We start from the raw sequence: 16,465 nt of genomic DNA, 5'->3' as shown, positions 1-16,465 counted from the left end.
ATAAAAAGAGGTGATAGCAATGTATTGGAATCAACATGGAATGATGGGAGGCTATTGGATCATGATGTTCATATTTATTATTATAGTGATCGTGGCGGTTTATCTGTTTATGGATTCGAAGAATAACAAGTCCGGCAGTGAGAACGGATCAGGAGCTTACCGGGAGAGAAATTCGGAAGAAGGGGCACTGGAAATCTTAAATGAACGATTTGCCAAGGGTGAAATTGATGAAGAGGAATATCAGAGCAAGAAAAGACTGCTGCAAAACAAGTAAAAAATGTGCTATTGAGGCTCAGCGGGATTCCGCTGGGTCTTAATTTTTAGGGTGTGTTGCGTAGAATATCCGGGGTATATAAAGTGTATGATATGCCACAGTAAAAGGGAAATTGAGGTGATAAGTTAATGAAGAAAAAAACAAGAACCGCGCAAAAGCTACAGATGATTCCGAATAAACGGGCCTTCGGACTTATTATTCTATTGTTAATGCTGATCACGACTTTTCATTATTTCACGGAGTCCAGAGACTGGCAGCTACATGATTTTTTCAGAAGGCTGTATTATTTTCCGATCATCATCGCGGCTTTTAAATTTCGTCTTCGGGGTGCGCTAGTGGTCTCGGTCCTTACGGTGATTCTTTATGCTCCTCATTTACTGGTTTATTTCGGAGAGTTGAACATGGAGCTGGTCAATCAATTACTGGAGGCGGTTATGTTTGTAGTGTTGGGTCTTATCACCGGCTATCTGGTAGAGGAGGATTACAAAGCCCGTCGAGGTCTGGAGGATCAGATAATCAAAGTGGGAAATTTGGAAAAATACACTCGGAATCTTCTAAACAGTATTGATACCGGGGTGGTGGCTTTTGGGGAAGAGGGAAATTTACAGTCCATGAACAAGGAAGCCCAACGAATATTTCATTCCCCGGAAAACGCACACCGCTTTATTCGAAAGAATCAAATTAAAAAGAAGCTGCAGCAGGCGCTTGAGACCGGGAGAACCTATTCCGGGTCGGAAACCGCTTACAAAACGAAGACGGGTCCCATGCTTTTTCTAAAGACCACCATTTTTCCGGTGCGGGGTGTGTCGGATCGAATTGAAGGGGCCGTTCTTATGATCGAGGACGTAACCATACTTAGAGAACTGGAAGAGCAGGTACGTCGGGGAGAGCGGCTGGCCGCTGTGGGAGAACTATCCTCCGGTGTGGCCCATGAAATTCGAAATCCCTTAGGCATTATCAAAACCATCAGTCAATCCATCCAAGAGGAAAATACCGATGAGGACATTAAGGAAAGCTTAGAGATCATTGAACAGGAAATTCACCGGGCCAATAAGGTCGTGGAGGGCCTGTTGGACTTTGCCAAGCCGGGTAAGTTGAAAAGGGAGGAAATCTCTTTTCAAAGACTCTTACGGGAGTTGGAGCTGATGACCGGAAAACTGGCGGAGCAAAACGGGTTTCGTTTGATTTTAGAGCCCACAGAGGAAGACTATATGATTGAAGGGGATCCGGACAAACTAAAGCAGGGGCTGTTAAATCTGGTGCTAAACGGCATTCAGGCGATGGAAGAGCGGAAGATAAGAGAGGCGGAAAGGCAAGAAACGGTTATGCAGGAGACAGATACGGAAGAAGCAGATAGGAAGAAGGCGGAAACAAAAGAAGAAATGGAAGCGGCAGAAAGACTAGAAACCGGGACAGTACGTATACAGTTGACAGAGCCAAAGGCGGAGGAGCTTCCGAATGGAAAGAAAATCCGACTGATCATTCAAGATCAAGGGATCGGCATTGACCCGGATAATATAAAAAAGATATATGATCCTTTTTTCACCACAAAGGACCGGGGAAGCGGTCTGGGTCTTTCCATTACCCACCGGATCATCGAGGAGCATCAGGGAAGTTTGGAAATCAAGAGCGAAGGGAAAAAAGGCACCGAAGTCATAATCGAGCTGCCCTACATTTCCAAGGAGGGAGGACGCCATGCATAAAATACTGATTGTGGATGATGAGAAAAACATGCGCTGGGCCATTAAACGGGCCTTTAAAAATCAACCCTATGAATTTCTGGAGGCCGCTGATGGTAAAGAGGGCGTGGCGGTTTTTGAAAAAGAACAGCCGGATATGGTGCTGCTGGATTTAAAAATGCCGAAAATCGACGGTCTTACGGCTCTGGAAAAGATGAAGGCCCTGGAAAAAGAAATGGAAAAGGAAGTCCCTGTGGTAATGATAACCGCCCACGGCACGGCAGAGTCCGCGGTGGAGGCCATGAAGCTTGGAGCCCTGGATTATATCTCCAAGCCCTTTGATGTGGAGGAACTTCGGATAATCCTTCGAAAAGCGCTGGAATACAAAGGGTTACAAGATAAGCTGAACTATCTGGAGGAAGCCCTGGAGCTGAAACAGGGAAAGCCTATTATCGGAAAAAGTGAGAAAATGAACAACGTATACAAAATGGTCAATCAGGTGGCAAAAACCGATGCTACGGTACTGATCCTCGGGGGAAGCGGTACCGGAAAGGAAATCATTGCGGATACCATCCACCGAAATAGTGGCCGGAGCCAGGGTCCCTATATTAAGGTAAACTGCGGAGCAATTCCGGAAAATCTGTTGGAAAGCGAACTCTTCGGTCACGAAAAAGGCGCCTTTACCGGAGCAGTGAAACGAAAAATAGGAAAGTTTCAACGGGCCGAGGGAGGGACGATTTTTTTGGATGAAATCGGAGAGCTGAGTCTCCCTATGCAGGTGAAAATCCTTCGGGTTTTGCAGGAACGGGAAGTGGAACCCGTGGGAGGATCGGAAACCTACACCGTGGATACTCGAATTATTACGGCCACGAACCAAAATCTCCATGAAAAAGTAAAAACCCAGGAATTTCGCGAGGACTTGTATTATCGATTAAATGTATTTCCCATCGAACTTCCCGCCCTCCGGGAGCGAAAAGAAGATATTCCACTACTGGCGGAACACTTTTTACAGAAGTATCAACAGGAGCTTGGGAAAAAAGACGTAAAAATCTCCGACGAAGCCCTAGAGGCGTTAATGGATTATGATTGGCCCGGTAATATCCGGGAGTTGGAAAACATTGTGGAGCGGACCCTGATTATCAGCAGCACTCCGGTGATTAAGAAGAAGGACCTCCCCCAGGGACTGATCTCCTATGGGCCGTCGGCAACCTCTGACTCTCACCGTCCCGGGGAAACAAGCTTTCAACTGCCCGAGGACGGGATCAATCTGGATGCCCTAGAGAAGGACTTGATCCTCCAGGCCTTAGAACGTACGGAGTACAATCAGACCCGGGCAGCGAAGCTCCTGGGCATCAGCCGCCATACCTTGCTGTACCGGATGGAAAAATATGATCTGAAAAAATAAGAGATGGATCGTTGGAAAAAAGGCTAAGAAAAGGAAAGGGGAGTTATATGTATGAAAGAAGAAAACAAGGATCATGCCAAAGAGCATAGCTCAGTTGAGGAGAAAAGCAACGAAAGGGACAATGGACATGGAGCCCATGAAAACCATGAAAACCATGAAGACCATGAAAATCATGAAAATCATGAAAACCATGGCAGTAAGGATGAGCACGGAGACCATCACGACCATCACGCCATGATGGTTGCAGACTTCAAGAAGCGATTTTTTGTTTCCTTTATCCTGATGATTCCAATTCTTATCCTATCACCGATGATTCAGATGTTCATGGGGGTAGACCTTCGGTTTGCCGGGGATTCCTATCTGCTATTTATTCTGTCCACTCTGCTGTTTTTCTACGGAGGAAAACCCTTTCTAACCGGGGCGGTAGAGGAGTTTAAGAAAAAATCACCGGCGATGATGATGCTCATCGCTCTAGCCATCACCGTGGCTTACGTATACAGCTCGCTGACCGTATTTGTACTTCCCGGAGACGAATTTTTCTGGGAACTGGCCACCCTGATCGTCATCATGCTTCTGGGCCACTGGATTGAAATGAAATCCATCATGGGGGCATCCAACGCCTTAAATGAACTGGTAAAGTTAATGCCGGAGACCGCCCATCGGATTGGAGACAACGGGGATACGGAAGAGGTGCCGCTAAACCGTTTAAAAGCCGGAGACAGGGTGCTGGTCAAACCCAGTGAAAAGGTACCGATTGACGGAGCGGTCTTTGAGGGGAGCTCTTCCGTTGATGAATCCATGATCACGGGAGAATCGGTTCCCGTGGATAAGGGAGAAGGCGATGAAATTGTAGGGGGATCCATTAACGGCGACGGCGTCTTAAAGTTTACCGTAAGCCGCGTGGGGGATGAGACCTTTCTTTCCCAGGTAATCAAGATGGTGAAAGAAGCTCAGGAATCCAAATCCAGATCCCAGCGACTGGCGGATATTGCGGCCAAATGGTTGTTTTACATTGCCGTGACCGCAGGGGTTGTCACTTTTACCCTGTGGATGGTGATCGGCGGAGACGTGGAGTTTGCCATTGTCCGGGCGGTTACCGTGGTGATTATTTCCTGTCCCCATGCCCTGGGCCTTGCAACGCCATTGGTTACGGCGGTATCCACAAGTATCGGAGCAAAGAAGGGTCTGTTGGTAAGAGACCGGGGAGCTTTTGAAAATGCACGAAAAATCAACGCCATCGTCTTTGACAAAACCGGAACCCTGACGGAAGGACAGTTTGGCGTGACGGACATTCAGGAAGTTGGAACATCTAAAGAGGAACTGCTGTCCATTGCTTACTCCGTTGAGCTGAACTCGGAACATCCCATTGCCAAGGGGATTGTAAATAAGGGTAAGGAAGAAAATGTGAAACGAATGGAAGTTGCGGACTACCGAAATATTACGGGAAAAGGGCTGGAAGCGAAAGTGGACGGACGAAATATCAAAGTGGTCAGCCCCGGATTTATGCGGGGGGAAAACATTTCCTTTGAGGATGAACAGTATGAGAAAATGGCTAAGGAAGGGAAAACCGTGGTGTTCGTCCTGGAAGAGAAGAAGCTGCTGGGCTTTATTGCCCTATCCGACATTATCCGGGAATCCGCAAAAGAAGCGGTGACAAAACTTAAAAGTATGGGTGTGGAATCCATTATGCTTACCGGGGACAATCAGCGGGTAGCGGATCATGTAGGACGGGAAATCGGGATCGATACGATTTTTGCCGAGGTCCTGCCCGGGGAAAAGGCAGCAAAGGTCGAAGCCCTTCATCAAGAGGGAAAAACCGTTGCCATGACCGGTGACGGGGTCAACGATGCCCCGGCCCTTGCCAAGGCGAATTTAGGGATTGCCATCGGTGCCGGGACGGACGTAGCCATTGAAACGGCGGATGTGATTCTGGTCAAAAGCAACCCCTTAGACGTGGTCAATATCCTGAAACTCTCCCGGGCAACCTACCGAAAAATGCTTCAGAACCTGGCCTGGGCAACGGGGTACAATATTGTTGCCATCCCCCTTGCAGCGGGAATCCTATATAATCAGGGAATCATCATCAGCCCGGCGGTGGGTGCGGGACTGATGTCCCTTAGTACCGTAATTGTTGCCATTAATGCACGGCTGTTAAGGATCAACTAGAAAAAAAGGACATAAAAAAGAAGAATATAAGAAACTCCGGAGTGTATGATACGCTCCGGAGTTTTTTTGGCACGGAAGTTGCTCTACTAATAGTGGAATGGAAATAACCAAAAAATTAGGAGGGTTACTATGATGAAAGTAGAAATATGTGAGCACTGTGCAGGAGAGGAAATGGAGGAAGTGATACAGGGTTTTAAAGATTTCGAAGAGGCGCTGAAGGAAAAGTCAATGACGCTGAATGTTGAAAAAACCGGATGCCTGGGTTCATGCCAAGGACCGGTTGTTCGTGTGAACGGCAAAGTATACACGGAAGTTCACCCAAATGAGGTTGAAGGGATTGTCTCAGAGGTTCTTAAGCAAGGGTAACCCGGAGTAAAATCGGGTGTGTAGCATATACTACAACAACTGTGGCATTTGCTAAGGTTTCATAAAAGAAATGTATAACCGGAGAGGAGACAATATTCAAAGGAGGAGTATAAAATGAATCATAAAGGTAAAGGTCACGGATGGATGATGGTGCTTTGTTTAATCCCTATAGCGGCGATTTTCTTATTGCCAAGGTTCGGGGTGGAGTTAGGTCCCCTGGGAAGAATGGCTCCCTATGCTATTTTTCTGATCTGTCCGATTATGCATATCGGGATGATGGTATTTATGTTTAAAGATAAAAAAGGGGAGGGGCATCATGGAGAGGAAGCCGTAGAGCAAAACCGGCAGTAGGGGTAAACTCTTGTTTTTTTTACAACCACGAAGAAGAATTTCTATACATCCTTGCTGGCGATGGGGAATCATGGTGTTGCGGTATCTAAAGATGCGCAGTGGGTTGTAACGGAAAGTTTGAAGTTAAATGGATTAATGCGGATTACGCAGTCTGCATTTAAGGAGGGGAAAAGAATGGGTGACTTTGTTGTAGTAATATTTACCGCAGGACTGATTTTCTTTATGATCAGTAGAGGCGGATGCTGCGGCGGCGGATTTAATCACCCACCGCAAAATCATGGAAATCAGAAGGAACAGACAAACAATCGAGGCACTGAAGAAGGAAGGGAGCCGGGGAGCGAACACTTAAAGAGTGGTTCGAATTTCCTGCTGATGCTGGCACTATCGGTAGGCATCGCAGCAGTAATATATTTTCTGTGATTCCCAGTGTATTATTTTCGGCCTAATCGGGTATAAACATATCAAACAGGTACTTTCAAAGGAAACGGGGAGCGATTACCATGAAGGATACGGAAAAAATCCGAAAAAGATATGATCGAATTTCAAAAATTTATGATGCGCTGGAGCAGCCCATGGAACTGATGGCCCTGAAGCAGTGGAGACGGGAAATGACGGAAGCCCTAAAAGGCAAAGTATTGGAAATTGGGGTAGGCACCGGTAAGAACATTCCCTATTACCCGGAAAGTGCTGACATAACCGCCATTGATTTCAGTGAAAAGATGCTTGCCAAAGCACGAGCAAAGGCAAAGAAACATCAGAAAAATGTGGAGCTCCTTCACATGGATGCCCAAAATATGAGCTTTGAAGATGACACCTTTGATGTGGTGTTTACCACCTGTGTTTTTTGTTCCGTTCCGGATCCGATAAAAGGGCTGAAAGAAATTAAAAGGGTCTGCAAACCGGAGGGTAAGATTATCATGCTTGAACATGTTCGCAGTGAGAAAAAAATCATCGGTCCGCTGATGGACTTGTTTAATCCTCTCACCGTTAACCTATACGGAGCAAACATTAACCGACGCACCGTAGAAAATATTCAAAAAGCAGGCTTTCATAATGTTGAAGTGAAAAATCTGGCAGGGGACATCGTAAAGAAAATCCTCATTCGAAATGAAAAATAAAAGAGAGGATTTTTATAGCCCTAGATCGAAGGGAAAGAATCATACCAATTACAAGGAGTGTTTTCAATGGATAAGAAAAAGTTAGAGGAAGAATTCAAAGAGGAAATAGGATTTGTGCCTCCCGGTATTATGGTAGCCAAAAATTTCGGGGAAGACTTTCAAAAGATTATAAGTGAGTATCATCACGAAATATGGGGAGAGGGTGCAATTCCTCTAAAATACCGGTATTTAATCGCCCTGGCCACGGCTGTATTTGATGAAAATGAAACCAGGGCCAAGCTGGAAATGGGTAAGGCCATTAAGAATGGGGCAAATAAAGAGGAAATCCTGGAGGTACTTAAACAACAGGTATGGATGAAGGGGGCGCCCACCCTGGTGCAAATAGTTCCCTTGATCAAATATATGGAAAGCAAATTCAACCCTCCGGAAGAAAAGTCACCGGAGGCGGAAAAATAAAGATAAAGGAGGCCTATCATGGCGGTTTTTGACCGGGAATCCAAGGAATACGATCAGTGGTACGAAAGTACCATGGGACAATTTGTTGATGAAGTGGAAACCAAACTGGCATTTCGTATGTTGAAGCCGAAAAAGGGCATGAAGGTATTGGATGTGGGCTGCGGCACCGGGAATTTCAGCATCAAGCTCGCCAAAATGGGGTGTGATGTGGTAGGGATTGATCTTTCCGAGGAAATGCTAAAAATAGCCAAGGATAAGGCGAAAAAAGAGGAACTGGCTATTGCTTTTCATAATATGGATGTGTATCATTTAGACTTTCCCGACAATGAGTTTGACGCGGTTTTCTCCATGGCGGCCTTTGAATTTATTAAGGATCCGAATAGGGCTTACGGCGAAATGTATCGGGTGTTAAAGCCCGGAGGGCAGATGCTGATCGGTACCATCAATAAAAACAGCAGCTGGGGACGTTTATATTTATCAAAGGAGTTTCAGGAAAATACGGTCTTTCAATATGCGGATTTTAAAACCAAGGAGGAAATGGAAGAGCTGGATCAGGATCATCTGATGGATTCGAAAGAGTGTCTGTTTGTTCCTCCGGATTCCGATGAAGAAGAATTTACCATGGAAAGGGAACAAGCCCTGTCCCAAAAAGAAAGGGGAGGATTTATATGCACCCTGTACCAAAAGCCCCGTTGACCTCCTGTGAAATAACCTATTTTCCCATTGATGCAAAGAACTATCTGGAGGATATCGATAAAGTGCTGGAAATCATCAAATCCTATCCGGTAACCGTGGAGATCGGCATACTCTCCACGACGATCCAGGGAAGCTCAAAAGAGATCTTTGGGCTGCTACAAGAGATTTACCATACCATGGATGAAGAAAACTGTAATTTTACCATCAGTGTGATGCTATCCAATATCTGCGGCTGTGATCCATAAAGTTATCGGGAGAAAATGCTATAGTCGTCGTGTGGAGATTCGGTTGAGCTTAATTTGAGGGGGATATCCCCTCTTTTTTTTGTATCAAAAGTTGGTAGAACTAGGGAAAATTCCCGGGGGGAATCGATTGACCAATGTGGTCAAAAATGATATTCTGAAATTGACCAAAATGGTCAAAAAATTATGAAAAATAGGGAAAAGCATTAGAAAGAACAAAAAGAATGATACAAAGAATAAAAGGAATGATACAAAGAACAAAAAGAATGATACAAAGGATATAAAGAATGAAATAAGAAAAACAGGATGGAAAAGAGGTGAAAACCATGTACTCGAATTTCCATAAACTAAAAGAAGAAAAGAAAAAGCAAATATTAAGCAGTGCCATGGAGGAGTTTCGTCAATACGGGTTTGAGAAAGCCTCCACTATTGAAATTGCAAAGAACGCTAAAATTTCGAAGGGAGCTCTGTTTAATTATTTCAATACAAAAAGGGATCTGTATGTCTATTTAATCGATTATAGCCTTCAAGTGATTGAGGGGTTTTATGAGAAAATTGATTTAACAGAACAGGATCTTTTTAAGCGCATCGAAAATGTGGGCCTCCTTAAATTATACACCCAGCAAAAGTATCCTTACGTTTTTGATTTTCTCACCTCTACCAGAGAGGAAGGTTCCCCGGAGGTTAAAGAGATTATTATAGAGAAGACGGAGTACATTTATAAACAGGGGATCTCAAAAATCTATCAAAACATTGATTATTCTAAATTCCGGGAGGATATCGACATTGAAAAAGCGGTGGAGGTCATAAACTGGACGATGCTTGGGTTTTCCGAGAAATCGATTAGACAGCTGGGCGGCTTTGAGAATATCCACAAATTTGGGGAGACCTTCCTACAAGAATGGAAGGCGTATGGGGAAATGTTGAAAAAATGCTATTATAAATAAGAATCAGGGGCCGGTAAAAAAATTAAAGAAAGAGGTGTATGACATGACAGAAATTGCAAGAGTAGAAGGGTTAAAGAAAGCCTTCGGAAGAATTCAAGCATTACAGGATGTGAGCTTCATGGTAAAGGCCGGAGAAGTGGTGGGATTTATCGGGCCTAATGGTGCGGGGAAATCCACCACGGTTCGTATATTACTTGGAATTATCAAGGCCGATGCCGGCGAGGTAAAAATATTCGGGAAGGACGCCTGGAAGGACAGTTTTGAAATTCATAAACGAATTTCCTATGTCCCCGGAGAAGTGGCCCTGTGGGGAGGACTCACCGGCGGTGAAATTATTGACCTGTTTATCAAACTCCATGGAGGGGGCGATCAGGAAAAGCGGGATTATTTAATCGAGCGTTTTGAACTGGACCCGAAGAAAAAAGCCAAAAGCTATTCCAAGGGAAATCGTCAAAAAGTGGGCTTGATTGCAGCGCTATCCGTGGATTCGGATTTTTACATCTTTGATGAGCCGACCTCGGGGCTGGATCCCTTGATGGAAGCCATCTTTCAGGAGGAAGTGGAAAAGATTAAAAAAGCCGGGAAATCCATATTACTTTCCTCCCATATTCTAAGTGAGGTGGAACGTTTAGCGGATAAGGTGGTGATTATCCGCCAGGGGGAAATTGTAGAATCCGGTACCCTGGATGAACTCCGACATTTAACCCGGTCCACCATCACCGTGGGCACAAAGGGGGACGTGGCTGCTATGGCCTCCTTAGACGGGGTCCATGATTTTGTGCAAAAAGAGGGACAAGCCACCTTTTCCGCGGACCCTGAATTTCTCGACGGGATCCTGGCCGAGGCCAGTAAACTGGGGGTAAAGAAATTTGAGGCGGTGCCCCCAACCCTGGAAGATTTATTTATGCGCCACTATGAAGGGGAATAGGGAAAGAGAGGAGGCCAAATTATGTTGAAGGAAAATATTGCCCGTTGGGAGATACTCTTTATTCAGTACCTCAAACGGGATTGGAAAAAAATCATTTTTGGATTCTGGGCGTGGGATTATTTTCTGCAGCCTACGTCCCTGCTTTTGTGGAAATTGCAAAGGGAGACGGCGCCCGGGGAATGTATGAGGTGATGCAAAATCCTGCAATGACGGCGATGGTAGGACCTACACCGGTAGAAACAGGCAGTGAATATACGGTGGGGGCCATGTATGCTCATACCATGGTATTATTTTGCGGTTTGATTGCCATGGCAGTGTCGATGTTGCATGTGGCAGGACATACCCGCGGGGAAGAAGAGGACGGTCTTACGGAACTGATACGCTCTTTTCAAATCGGTCGACAGGCCAATTCCTTCGCCGTAACGGTAGAAACCGTTTTTATAAACATTTTACTGGCTCTGTTTATTGGGGGCGTGATGGTCAGTTTCGGAGCAGATACCATTACGACGGAAGGCTCCTTCTTATTTGCAGCAACCGTCGGGGCAGCGGGGATCATCGGTATTGCTATTGCCCTTTTGCTAGCCCAGATCATGCCGACCGCTGCGGGGGCAAAGGGAGCCTCCTTGGGATTGATGGGTCTTATGTATATAATTCGTGCAGGGACCGATGTCTCGAATGTTGACTTATCCATGGTAAACCCCTTGGGGTGGACCTATTTGACCAACCCCTTTACGGAAAACAACGGAATGCCCCTGCTCTATGCCTTTCTTTTTACCGGGGCCTTAGTCCTGATTGCCTATACTTTGGAAGGATCCCGGGATATGGGGGCCGGCTATTTACCCCGGCGGGAAGGTCGGGGAAAGGCCAAGGAGTCCCTGCTTTCGGCGCAGGGATTGCTCCTTCGAATTAATAAAGGGCTGGTGATCAGCTGGTTGGTAGCTTTTGTGCTGTTGGGGGCGGCCTATGGGTCGATTTACGGAGACATGCAGGCCTTTATCGAGAGTAACGAATTAATCTCTCAGATGTTTTTGCATTCGGAAGTAAGCCTGGAAGAATCCTTTACAAGTACTATTATGATGGTGCTGATTATTCTGGTCTCCATCCTGCCCATTGCCATGGTGAACAAACTCTATGCTTCGGAAAACGGCCTATATCTAAGTCAACTCTATGCCACCAAAGTAACTCGGGCTCGATTTTATTGGACGAATATCGCCCTTGCCACCGCCGCCGGAATCCTGGGAATCCTTGTTGCCGCAGGAGGACTCGGCATCACGGCGATCACGGTGATGGATCAAAACAACACCATGGAAATCATGGATTTTCTCGCTGCGGGCTTTAACTTCCTGCCCTCGGTCCTTTTTTTCATCGGATTTTCCGCCCTCCTATTAGGCTGGGTACCGAAACTTGGAAAACTTGTGTATGTATATCTCATCTATTCCTTTTTTCTGAATTATTTTGAAGGGATCCTGGACTTGCCGGAATGGTTTTTAAATACCGCGGTCCAGAGCTGGATTCCCAGAATGCCCATGGAAAGTTTCGAATTAATCACCTTCACGGTTCTGACCCTGATCAGTCTTTCCTTTATGGGAATTGGCTACATCGGTTATAAGGGAAGGGATTTGGATGAACGGGCCTAAAGTCGGGGAAGGCACTAAAAGGGACCTGTCTGGAAAATAAAGAACAGACAGGTCCCTTTCTTTGGGCATATTATCCGGGGAAGAGCCGGCACTCTTTAATAGGGTTACTGGGAAGATTCCCGGTCATAAAGACCGAAAAGATCCAGCAGCCGTTGCCAGAAGCTTAAGGATTCCGGTTCTTCAAGGACGTCATTTTCCTCTTCCTCTCCTCCGATTTCCGGAGTTTTGAAGACGAACTGCACCAGGGAAACTTCGGTGTTTTTTTCAGAGACGAAGGAGCGGGGCTCGAAATCCGAGTAGTCGAACTCCGCCATCAGCTTATTGATCTCCTCCTGGATGGTATCGGGAAGAAGGCCCACGGCATCACTGAATTCCTTTGTTCCCGCCCCCAGTTCATCGGCGCCGCTGTTAAGCTCACCCAGACCGTCGGTCAGGGACTCATAGCCCCTTTGGATTTCCCGGTGGCCATCGGAGAGGTCCCTGAGGCCGTTCATATAGCTCCTCAGTCCGGAATGGAACTGTTCATAGTTTTGGGAGAGTTCATTTATTCCGTCGACCAGTGCATCGATCTCTTCAAAACCGGCGCCGGCCTCGGCAAATTCCAGGATTTCATCGATCATCTCCGGAAGCTCCTCCAGAATGACTTCATAGGAGGCAAAGGCCTCCTCCAGCTGTTCTTCCATATCCTCAAAGCCGGACCGGGCCTCTTCAAAGATGTGGCTCACATCCCTGGAGGACTGATAATAGTCATTCAGCCGGTCCAGGGATTCCGTCAGCTCTTCATCCCCCTCCACGGCTTCATAAAGGGCCTCCAGGTCCACCTCTTCATCGGGAAGGGCGGCGACGGCTTCCTCCATGGTCTCCGTCACCGAAAGAAATTCCCCTTGCAGGTCATCCAAATCCATGGCCCAGGGGTTGTCCTCCCATTCCCCATCATCCAAAAGTTCCCGGATCATTTGAAGGGATTCGATAAAAGGGGTCAGATCATCGAAATCCGGGATCATCTCCGCCCCTTCAGTCAACTCCCCGGAGATTGTTTGTAAAGCGTCGCCGATCTGTCGGGAGGCGTCCAGCAGGGGATCGGAATTTTCGCTCAAGGCTTCCAATCCCTCGCCAATTTCCCGGTTCCCCTCGTTCAGGGCCCGGGCGCCGAGGAAAGTATCGTGAATCCCCCGGTTCAGACCCTTAACCCCTTGGTAGATGCCGTCCACGGCATCGGTCAGGATGTAGAAATCGTCGAAAAGATCTTCCTCCAGGGGATCATCAAACACCATGGAAAAGGGCAGGGCGCTGAACTCGATTTCTTTCATGGAGAAATCCCGGACATCGGCATCCACCCTAATCCTGGCTTCCTCTTCCGGTAAGATGGTATGATTGATCACCCGGTTTCTCCCGGCGCTGGCAAAGACTCCGTCGGGGGACTGAATATCCGTAAATTTTTCCGTATCCAGCATCAGGGCGATCTGCATTACATAATAGTTAGAAAAAACCGGGTCAACCCCATCATTGAGGGTTACATCAATGGTAATTTCCACCCGGCCCGTGGCACCCTCCAGTGCCTCCGGTGAAATCTCTTCCCCGTCTAAGTGATAGGACAGGGAAATATTCCAGGGCATTTCCCGATCCTCCAGGGTCCCCTGGTAGAAAAAACGCTCTTCTTCGGTGTGGATGGTAATCCGGTCCCCCTCCACCTGAATTTCCTCGGAAGAGGTCATATTGCTGATCTCGGAATACCGGCCGTAATCGATAATGGAGGCATCGGTGAAGCTGTTGACCACATAAACTTCTTCGGGGTTACCCTGAAAATCCAGGATGGAATAGACCACTTCCTCTTTTTCCGAAGGGCGGTCCGATGGATCGGTCTCAAGGTCTTTTTCCCGGGAATCTTCCCGGACCCCCCTGGCCACGGTGCCGGCGGGGGCGGGTTCCTCCTCTGAAGAAGGGGATCCGAGACCCAGGACAGCCAGGGCTGTGGTTAAGAACAGGGTAGCGATTAAGAGGATCGGGATAAATTTTTTCATGGCTAAAACTCCTTTTTTCGGTTTCTATAAAAGTCGCTTTTCAGCGTGGTTTTTTCAATGACTCTGTCGAACATCAGAAAGAGGGCGGGAAGCACCAGCACCACCATGGAGAAGGATAAAAAGGTGCCTCTCCCGAGAAGAATACCCAACTCTGAAATAATAGGGTTCGTTGAGGTAAGTCCCAGGATAAAGCCGGAAAAGGAAAGGATTCCGGCGGAGATGAGGATGGCCACCAGGTTTTCCGACAGGGTCTTGACCATGGCTTCCTTTTTGGGGAGGCTTTTCCGGTCCGTAAGATAGTTGTGGGTTAATAAAATGGCATAATCCACCGTTGCCCCCAGCTGAATGGTACTGATGATCAGATACCCCACGTAGCTGAGGGGGCTTGCTGTGTAATAGGGAAAGGAAAGATTGATCCAAATGGCGGATTCGATGGTCAAAACCAGGAACAAGGGGATGGTCAGGGACTTAAAGGTCACCAGAATTACCAGAAAGATCCCGGCAACGGCGATCAGATTCACCACCCGGGTATCCGCTTCGATAACCTCCTTCATATCCAGAAGGGAGGCGCTTTCCCCGGCGAGATAATAGGTGTCGAAGGCGTTGTCTGCGGTCTCAAGGATACGGTTGACCACCTGAAAGGTTCGATCCCCTTCGGCGGGCAGGTCAAGATAAAGAATGATCCGGGAATAGGTATCGGAATAAAACTGGTCCGTCACCTCTTGGGGAGCAAAGGTCCGGGGGATTTCCGGGCCCACGGAGGTGACATAGGAGACCACACCGGTAATATGGGGGAGGGCGGACAGCTCATCGGTGAAGGTTACTTCTTCCCCGGGCTGGGATTTTGGAATCATAAGCACCAGGGGATTGGAGGTTCCGAAGTCCTGGTTGATTCTTTCCAGATCATCCCCCGCCCGGCTTCCCTCCGCCATATCCCCGGTACCGTAAAGAAAATCCACTTCCGACCGGGCAAAGTAACTGGGGATAACAACCAGCAGGGCGATAATAAGAAAGAAGATCCGAATCCGCACCATACCCCGGCCCACCTTATGAAATTTCGGCAGGAAGTTTCGATGCTTGGTTTTTTCAATAAGTCCATGGGCCACCAGGGTCAGGGCCGGCAGGAAAAAGATCACCGAGAGAAAGCTAAGGGATATGCCCTTTACCAGATTCAGGCCCAGATCCGAGCCGATGCCGAAACGCATGAACATCAGGGCGGAAAAACCGACGATGGTGGTGGCGGCACTGGCGGCGATGGTGGGAAGAACAATTCGTAAGGCGTTGATCATGGCGGTTTTCGCCTCATGGGTCTTCTTTTGATCATTAAAGGTGTGCATTAGAAAAATAGCATAGTCCAAGGAAACTGCCAGCTGCAGAATGGGACTGACGGTCTGGGTAACAAAGGAGATCTCACCGATAAAGAGGTTGGTTCCCATATTAATCAGCACCGCAATACCGATGGTAATAAAGTATAAAAAGGGCTCCACCCAGGAGCTTGTAGCGATAAACAGGATGATGAGAATCACGGGAAGGAGAATGGTTAAGGCATTGAAGACTTCTGTAAAAGCCATATCCTGGCTTTCGGCGGTATTGACCGCATGTCCCGCCACGGCGTTCTCCTCACCGATCAATTCCCGGATTTCCCCCACGGCTTCGGACTCCAGTCCGCTTTCCACGGTGAGCTCCAAAAGAGCTCGTTGGTCCCGAAAGTAATTATCGGTTATGGACGCGTCAAAAAACGCCAAGGGGGTAGTAAGGAGAACATCCTCTCCAAAGACGTCATCGAGCCACTCCACGGAGCGGATGCCGGAGATGTTTTGAATCCTCTCCTTGTATTCCAGGGCCTCCAGTAAGGTAACCTCATTCAGCAGTACCCTGGCATTGGGAAGGTCTCCCGCAAACTCTTCTTCCATCACGGTGATGGCTTCCGTGGACTGGGTATCCCCGGGGAGATAATCGGTCATATCGTAATTCACATCAACACCGGTCATCATTAAGCCGCTGAGGCCAGCCATAAGAATGAAGGTGATCAGGATCAGTTTTCGGTATTTGGTGCTGGTTTCAAAAAAGGGTTGCACGGTGATTCCTCCCGAGGTCTTTGGTTAATTAAACACTGTGTTGCATTCCTTATTATTTATTAATATAATATGGATAGACTTAAAATTCAATAATCAGATTG

16 protein-coding genes are annotated in these 16,465 nt (G+C 47.2%); 14 read left to right on the top strand and 2 right to left on the bottom strand.

Annotation, left to right across the window (positions count from 1 at the left end):
- Positions 1-19 precede the first annotated feature (19 nt).
- The 14 genes from ISALK_RS15370 to ISALK_RS10005 all read left to right on the top strand — a co-directional run bounded on the left by ISALK_RS15370 (position 20) and on the right by ISALK_RS10005 (position 12,265).
- Complete coding sequence (locus ISALK_RS15370) at positions 20-274, top strand: SHOCT domain-containing protein (protein ID WP_306770730.1); 255 nt, start codon at positions 20-22, stop codon at positions 272-274.
- 128 nt (positions 275-402) lie between these two features.
- Positions 403-1,977 (top strand): two-component system sensor histidine kinase NtrB, encoded by a 1,575-nt coding sequence (locus ISALK_RS10065; protein ID WP_160721870.1) that lies wholly within the window; start codon positions 403-405, stop codon positions 1,975-1,977.
- A complete protein-coding gene (locus ISALK_RS10060) occupies positions 1,970-3,358 on the top strand; it encodes a sigma-54-dependent transcriptional regulator (protein WP_160721868.1) in 1,389 nt (462 codons plus the stop codon). Before ISALK_RS10065 ends, ISALK_RS10060 begins: the two co-directional genes overlap by 8 nt.
- Positions 3,359-3,409: 51 nt before the next feature.
- Positions 3,410-5,524, top strand: coding sequence for a copper-translocating P-type ATPase (locus ISALK_RS10055; RefSeq protein ID WP_160721866.1), 2,115 nt, complete (start codon positions 3,410-3,412; stop codon positions 5,522-5,524).
- 129 nt (positions 5,525-5,653) lie between these two features.
- Positions 5,654-5,890 carry an NAD(P)H-dependent oxidoreductase subunit E gene (locus ISALK_RS10050; RefSeq protein WP_160721864.1) on the top strand — a complete coding sequence of 79 codons (237 nt, stop codon included), beginning with the start codon at positions 5,654-5,656 and terminating at the stop codon, positions 5,888-5,890.
- A gap of 114 nt (positions 5,891-6,004) precedes the next feature.
- Complete coding sequence (locus tag ISALK_RS10045) at positions 6,005-6,241, top strand: DUF2933 domain-containing protein (RefSeq protein ID WP_160721862.1); 237 nt, start codon at positions 6,005-6,007, stop codon at positions 6,239-6,241.
- A 174-nt stretch (positions 6,242-6,415) separates the two neighbouring features.
- Positions 6,416-6,661 carry a hypothetical protein gene (locus ISALK_RS10040; RefSeq protein ID WP_160721860.1) on the top strand — a complete coding sequence of 82 codons (246 nt, stop codon included), beginning with the start codon at positions 6,416-6,418 and terminating at the stop codon, positions 6,659-6,661.
- 80 nt (positions 6,662-6,741) lie between these two features.
- Positions 6,742-7,359, top strand: coding sequence for a class I SAM-dependent methyltransferase (locus tag ISALK_RS10035; protein WP_160721858.1), 618 nt, complete (start codon positions 6,742-6,744; stop codon positions 7,357-7,359).
- Positions 7,360-7,425: 66 nt separating this feature from the next.
- The gene (locus ISALK_RS10030) at positions 7,426-7,815 is read left to right on the top strand and encodes a carboxymuconolactone decarboxylase family protein (protein WP_160721856.1); all 390 of its coding nucleotides are present in this window, start codon (positions 7,426-7,428) and stop codon (positions 7,813-7,815) included.
- 18 nt (positions 7,816-7,833) lie between these two features.
- Positions 7,834-8,511 carry a class I SAM-dependent methyltransferase gene (locus tag ISALK_RS10025; protein ID WP_160721854.1) on the top strand — a complete coding sequence of 226 codons (678 nt, stop codon included), beginning with the start codon at positions 7,834-7,836 and terminating at the stop codon, positions 8,509-8,511.
- Complete coding sequence (locus ISALK_RS10020) at positions 8,484-8,756, top strand: YkoF family thiamine/hydroxymethylpyrimidine-binding protein (RefSeq protein WP_160721852.1); 273 nt, start codon at positions 8,484-8,486, stop codon at positions 8,754-8,756. Before ISALK_RS10025 ends, ISALK_RS10020 begins: the two co-directional genes overlap by 28 nt.
- Before the next feature lie 323 nt (positions 8,757-9,079).
- Positions 9,080-9,700 carry a TetR/AcrR family transcriptional regulator gene (locus ISALK_RS10015; protein ID WP_160721930.1) on the top strand — a complete coding sequence of 207 codons (621 nt, stop codon included), beginning with the start codon at positions 9,080-9,082 and terminating at the stop codon, positions 9,698-9,700.
- A 43-nt stretch (positions 9,701-9,743) separates the two neighbouring features.
- Positions 9,744-10,628, top strand: a complete 885-nt coding sequence (locus ISALK_RS10010; RefSeq protein WP_160721850.1) for an ABC transporter ATP-binding protein — start codon at positions 9,744-9,746, stop codon at positions 10,626-10,628.
- Between the two features lie 110 nt (positions 10,629-10,738).
- Positions 10,739-12,265, top strand: coding sequence for an ABC transporter permease (locus ISALK_RS10005; RefSeq protein ID WP_245394420.1), 1,527 nt, complete (start codon positions 10,739-10,741; stop codon positions 12,263-12,265).
- A gap of 104 nt (positions 12,266-12,369) precedes the next feature.
- Here the strand turns inward: ISALK_RS10005 and ISALK_RS10000 are convergent, their stop codons facing one another.
- Both ISALK_RS10000 and ISALK_RS09995 read right to left on the bottom strand, forming a co-directional pair.
- On the bottom strand, positions 12,370-14,286 hold the full coding sequence (locus ISALK_RS10000) for a coiled-coil domain-containing protein (protein ID WP_160721848.1): 1,917 nt from the start codon (positions 14,284-14,286) through the stop codon (positions 12,370-12,372).
- A gap of 2 nt (positions 14,287-14,288) precedes the next feature.
- Positions 14,289-16,364 carry an efflux RND transporter permease subunit gene (locus tag ISALK_RS09995; protein WP_371723840.1) on the bottom strand — a complete coding sequence of 692 codons (2,076 nt, stop codon included), beginning with the start codon at positions 16,362-16,364 and terminating at the stop codon, positions 14,289-14,291.
- Between the last annotated feature and the right edge of the window lie 101 nt (positions 16,365-16,465).

The organism is Isachenkonia alkalipeptolytica (assembly GCF_009910325.1).
Classification (GTDB): Bacteria; Bacillota; Clostridia; order Peptostreptococcales; family T1SED10-28; genus Isachenkonia; species Isachenkonia alkalipeptolytica.
This window is presented reverse-complemented; position numbering and strand designations above follow the sequence as displayed.

What these genes read in the sequence shown, in the direction of transcription:
- ISALK_RS10050 (WP_160721864.1), top strand. Translation starts at nt 5,654, where the DNA reads ATGATGAAAGTAGAAATATGTGAGCACTGTGCAGGAGAGGAAATGGAG.
- ISALK_RS10025 (WP_160721854.1), top strand. Translation starts at nt 7,834, where the DNA reads ATGGCGGTTTTTGACCGGGAATCCAAGGAATACGATCAGTGGTACGAA.
- ISALK_RS10035 (WP_160721858.1), top strand. Translation starts at nt 6,742, where the DNA reads ATGAAGGATACGGAAAAAATCCGAAAAAGATATGATCGAATTTCAAAA.
- ISALK_RS10010 (WP_160721850.1), top strand. Translation starts at nt 9,744, where the DNA reads ATGACAGAAATTGCAAGAGTAGAAGGGTTAAAGAAAGCCTTCGGAAGA.
- ISALK_RS10065 (WP_160721870.1), top strand. Translation starts at nt 403, where the DNA reads ATGAAGAAAAAAACAAGAACCGCGCAAAAGCTACAGATGATTCCGAAT.
- ISALK_RS10055 (WP_160721866.1), top strand. Translation starts at nt 3,410, where the DNA reads ATGAAAGAAGAAAACAAGGATCATGCCAAAGAGCATAGCTCAGTTGAG.
- ISALK_RS15370 (WP_306770730.1), top strand. Translation starts at nt 20, where the DNA reads ATGTATTGGAATCAACATGGAATGATGGGAGGCTATTGGATCATGATG.
- ISALK_RS10020 (WP_160721852.1), top strand. Translation starts at nt 8,484, where the DNA reads ATGCACCCTGTACCAAAAGCCCCGTTGACCTCCTGTGAAATAACCTAT.
- ISALK_RS10045 (WP_160721862.1), top strand. Translation starts at nt 6,005, where the DNA reads ATGAATCATAAAGGTAAAGGTCACGGATGGATGATGGTGCTTTGTTTA.
- ISALK_RS10040 (WP_160721860.1), top strand. Translation starts at nt 6,416, where the DNA reads ATGGGTGACTTTGTTGTAGTAATATTTACCGCAGGACTGATTTTCTTT.
- ISALK_RS10015 (WP_160721930.1), top strand. Translation starts at nt 9,080, where the DNA reads ATGTACTCGAATTTCCATAAACTAAAAGAAGAAAAGAAAAAGCAAATA.
- ISALK_RS10000 (WP_160721848.1), bottom strand. Translation starts at nt 14,286, where the DNA reads ATGAAAAAATTTATCCCGATCCTCTTAATCGCTACCCTGTTCTTAACC.
- ISALK_RS10060 (WP_160721868.1), top strand. Translation starts at nt 1,970, where the DNA reads ATGCATAAAATACTGATTGTGGATGATGAGAAAAACATGCGCTGGGCC.
- ISALK_RS10030 (WP_160721856.1), top strand. Translation starts at nt 7,426, where the DNA reads ATGGATAAGAAAAAGTTAGAGGAAGAATTCAAAGAGGAAATAGGATTT.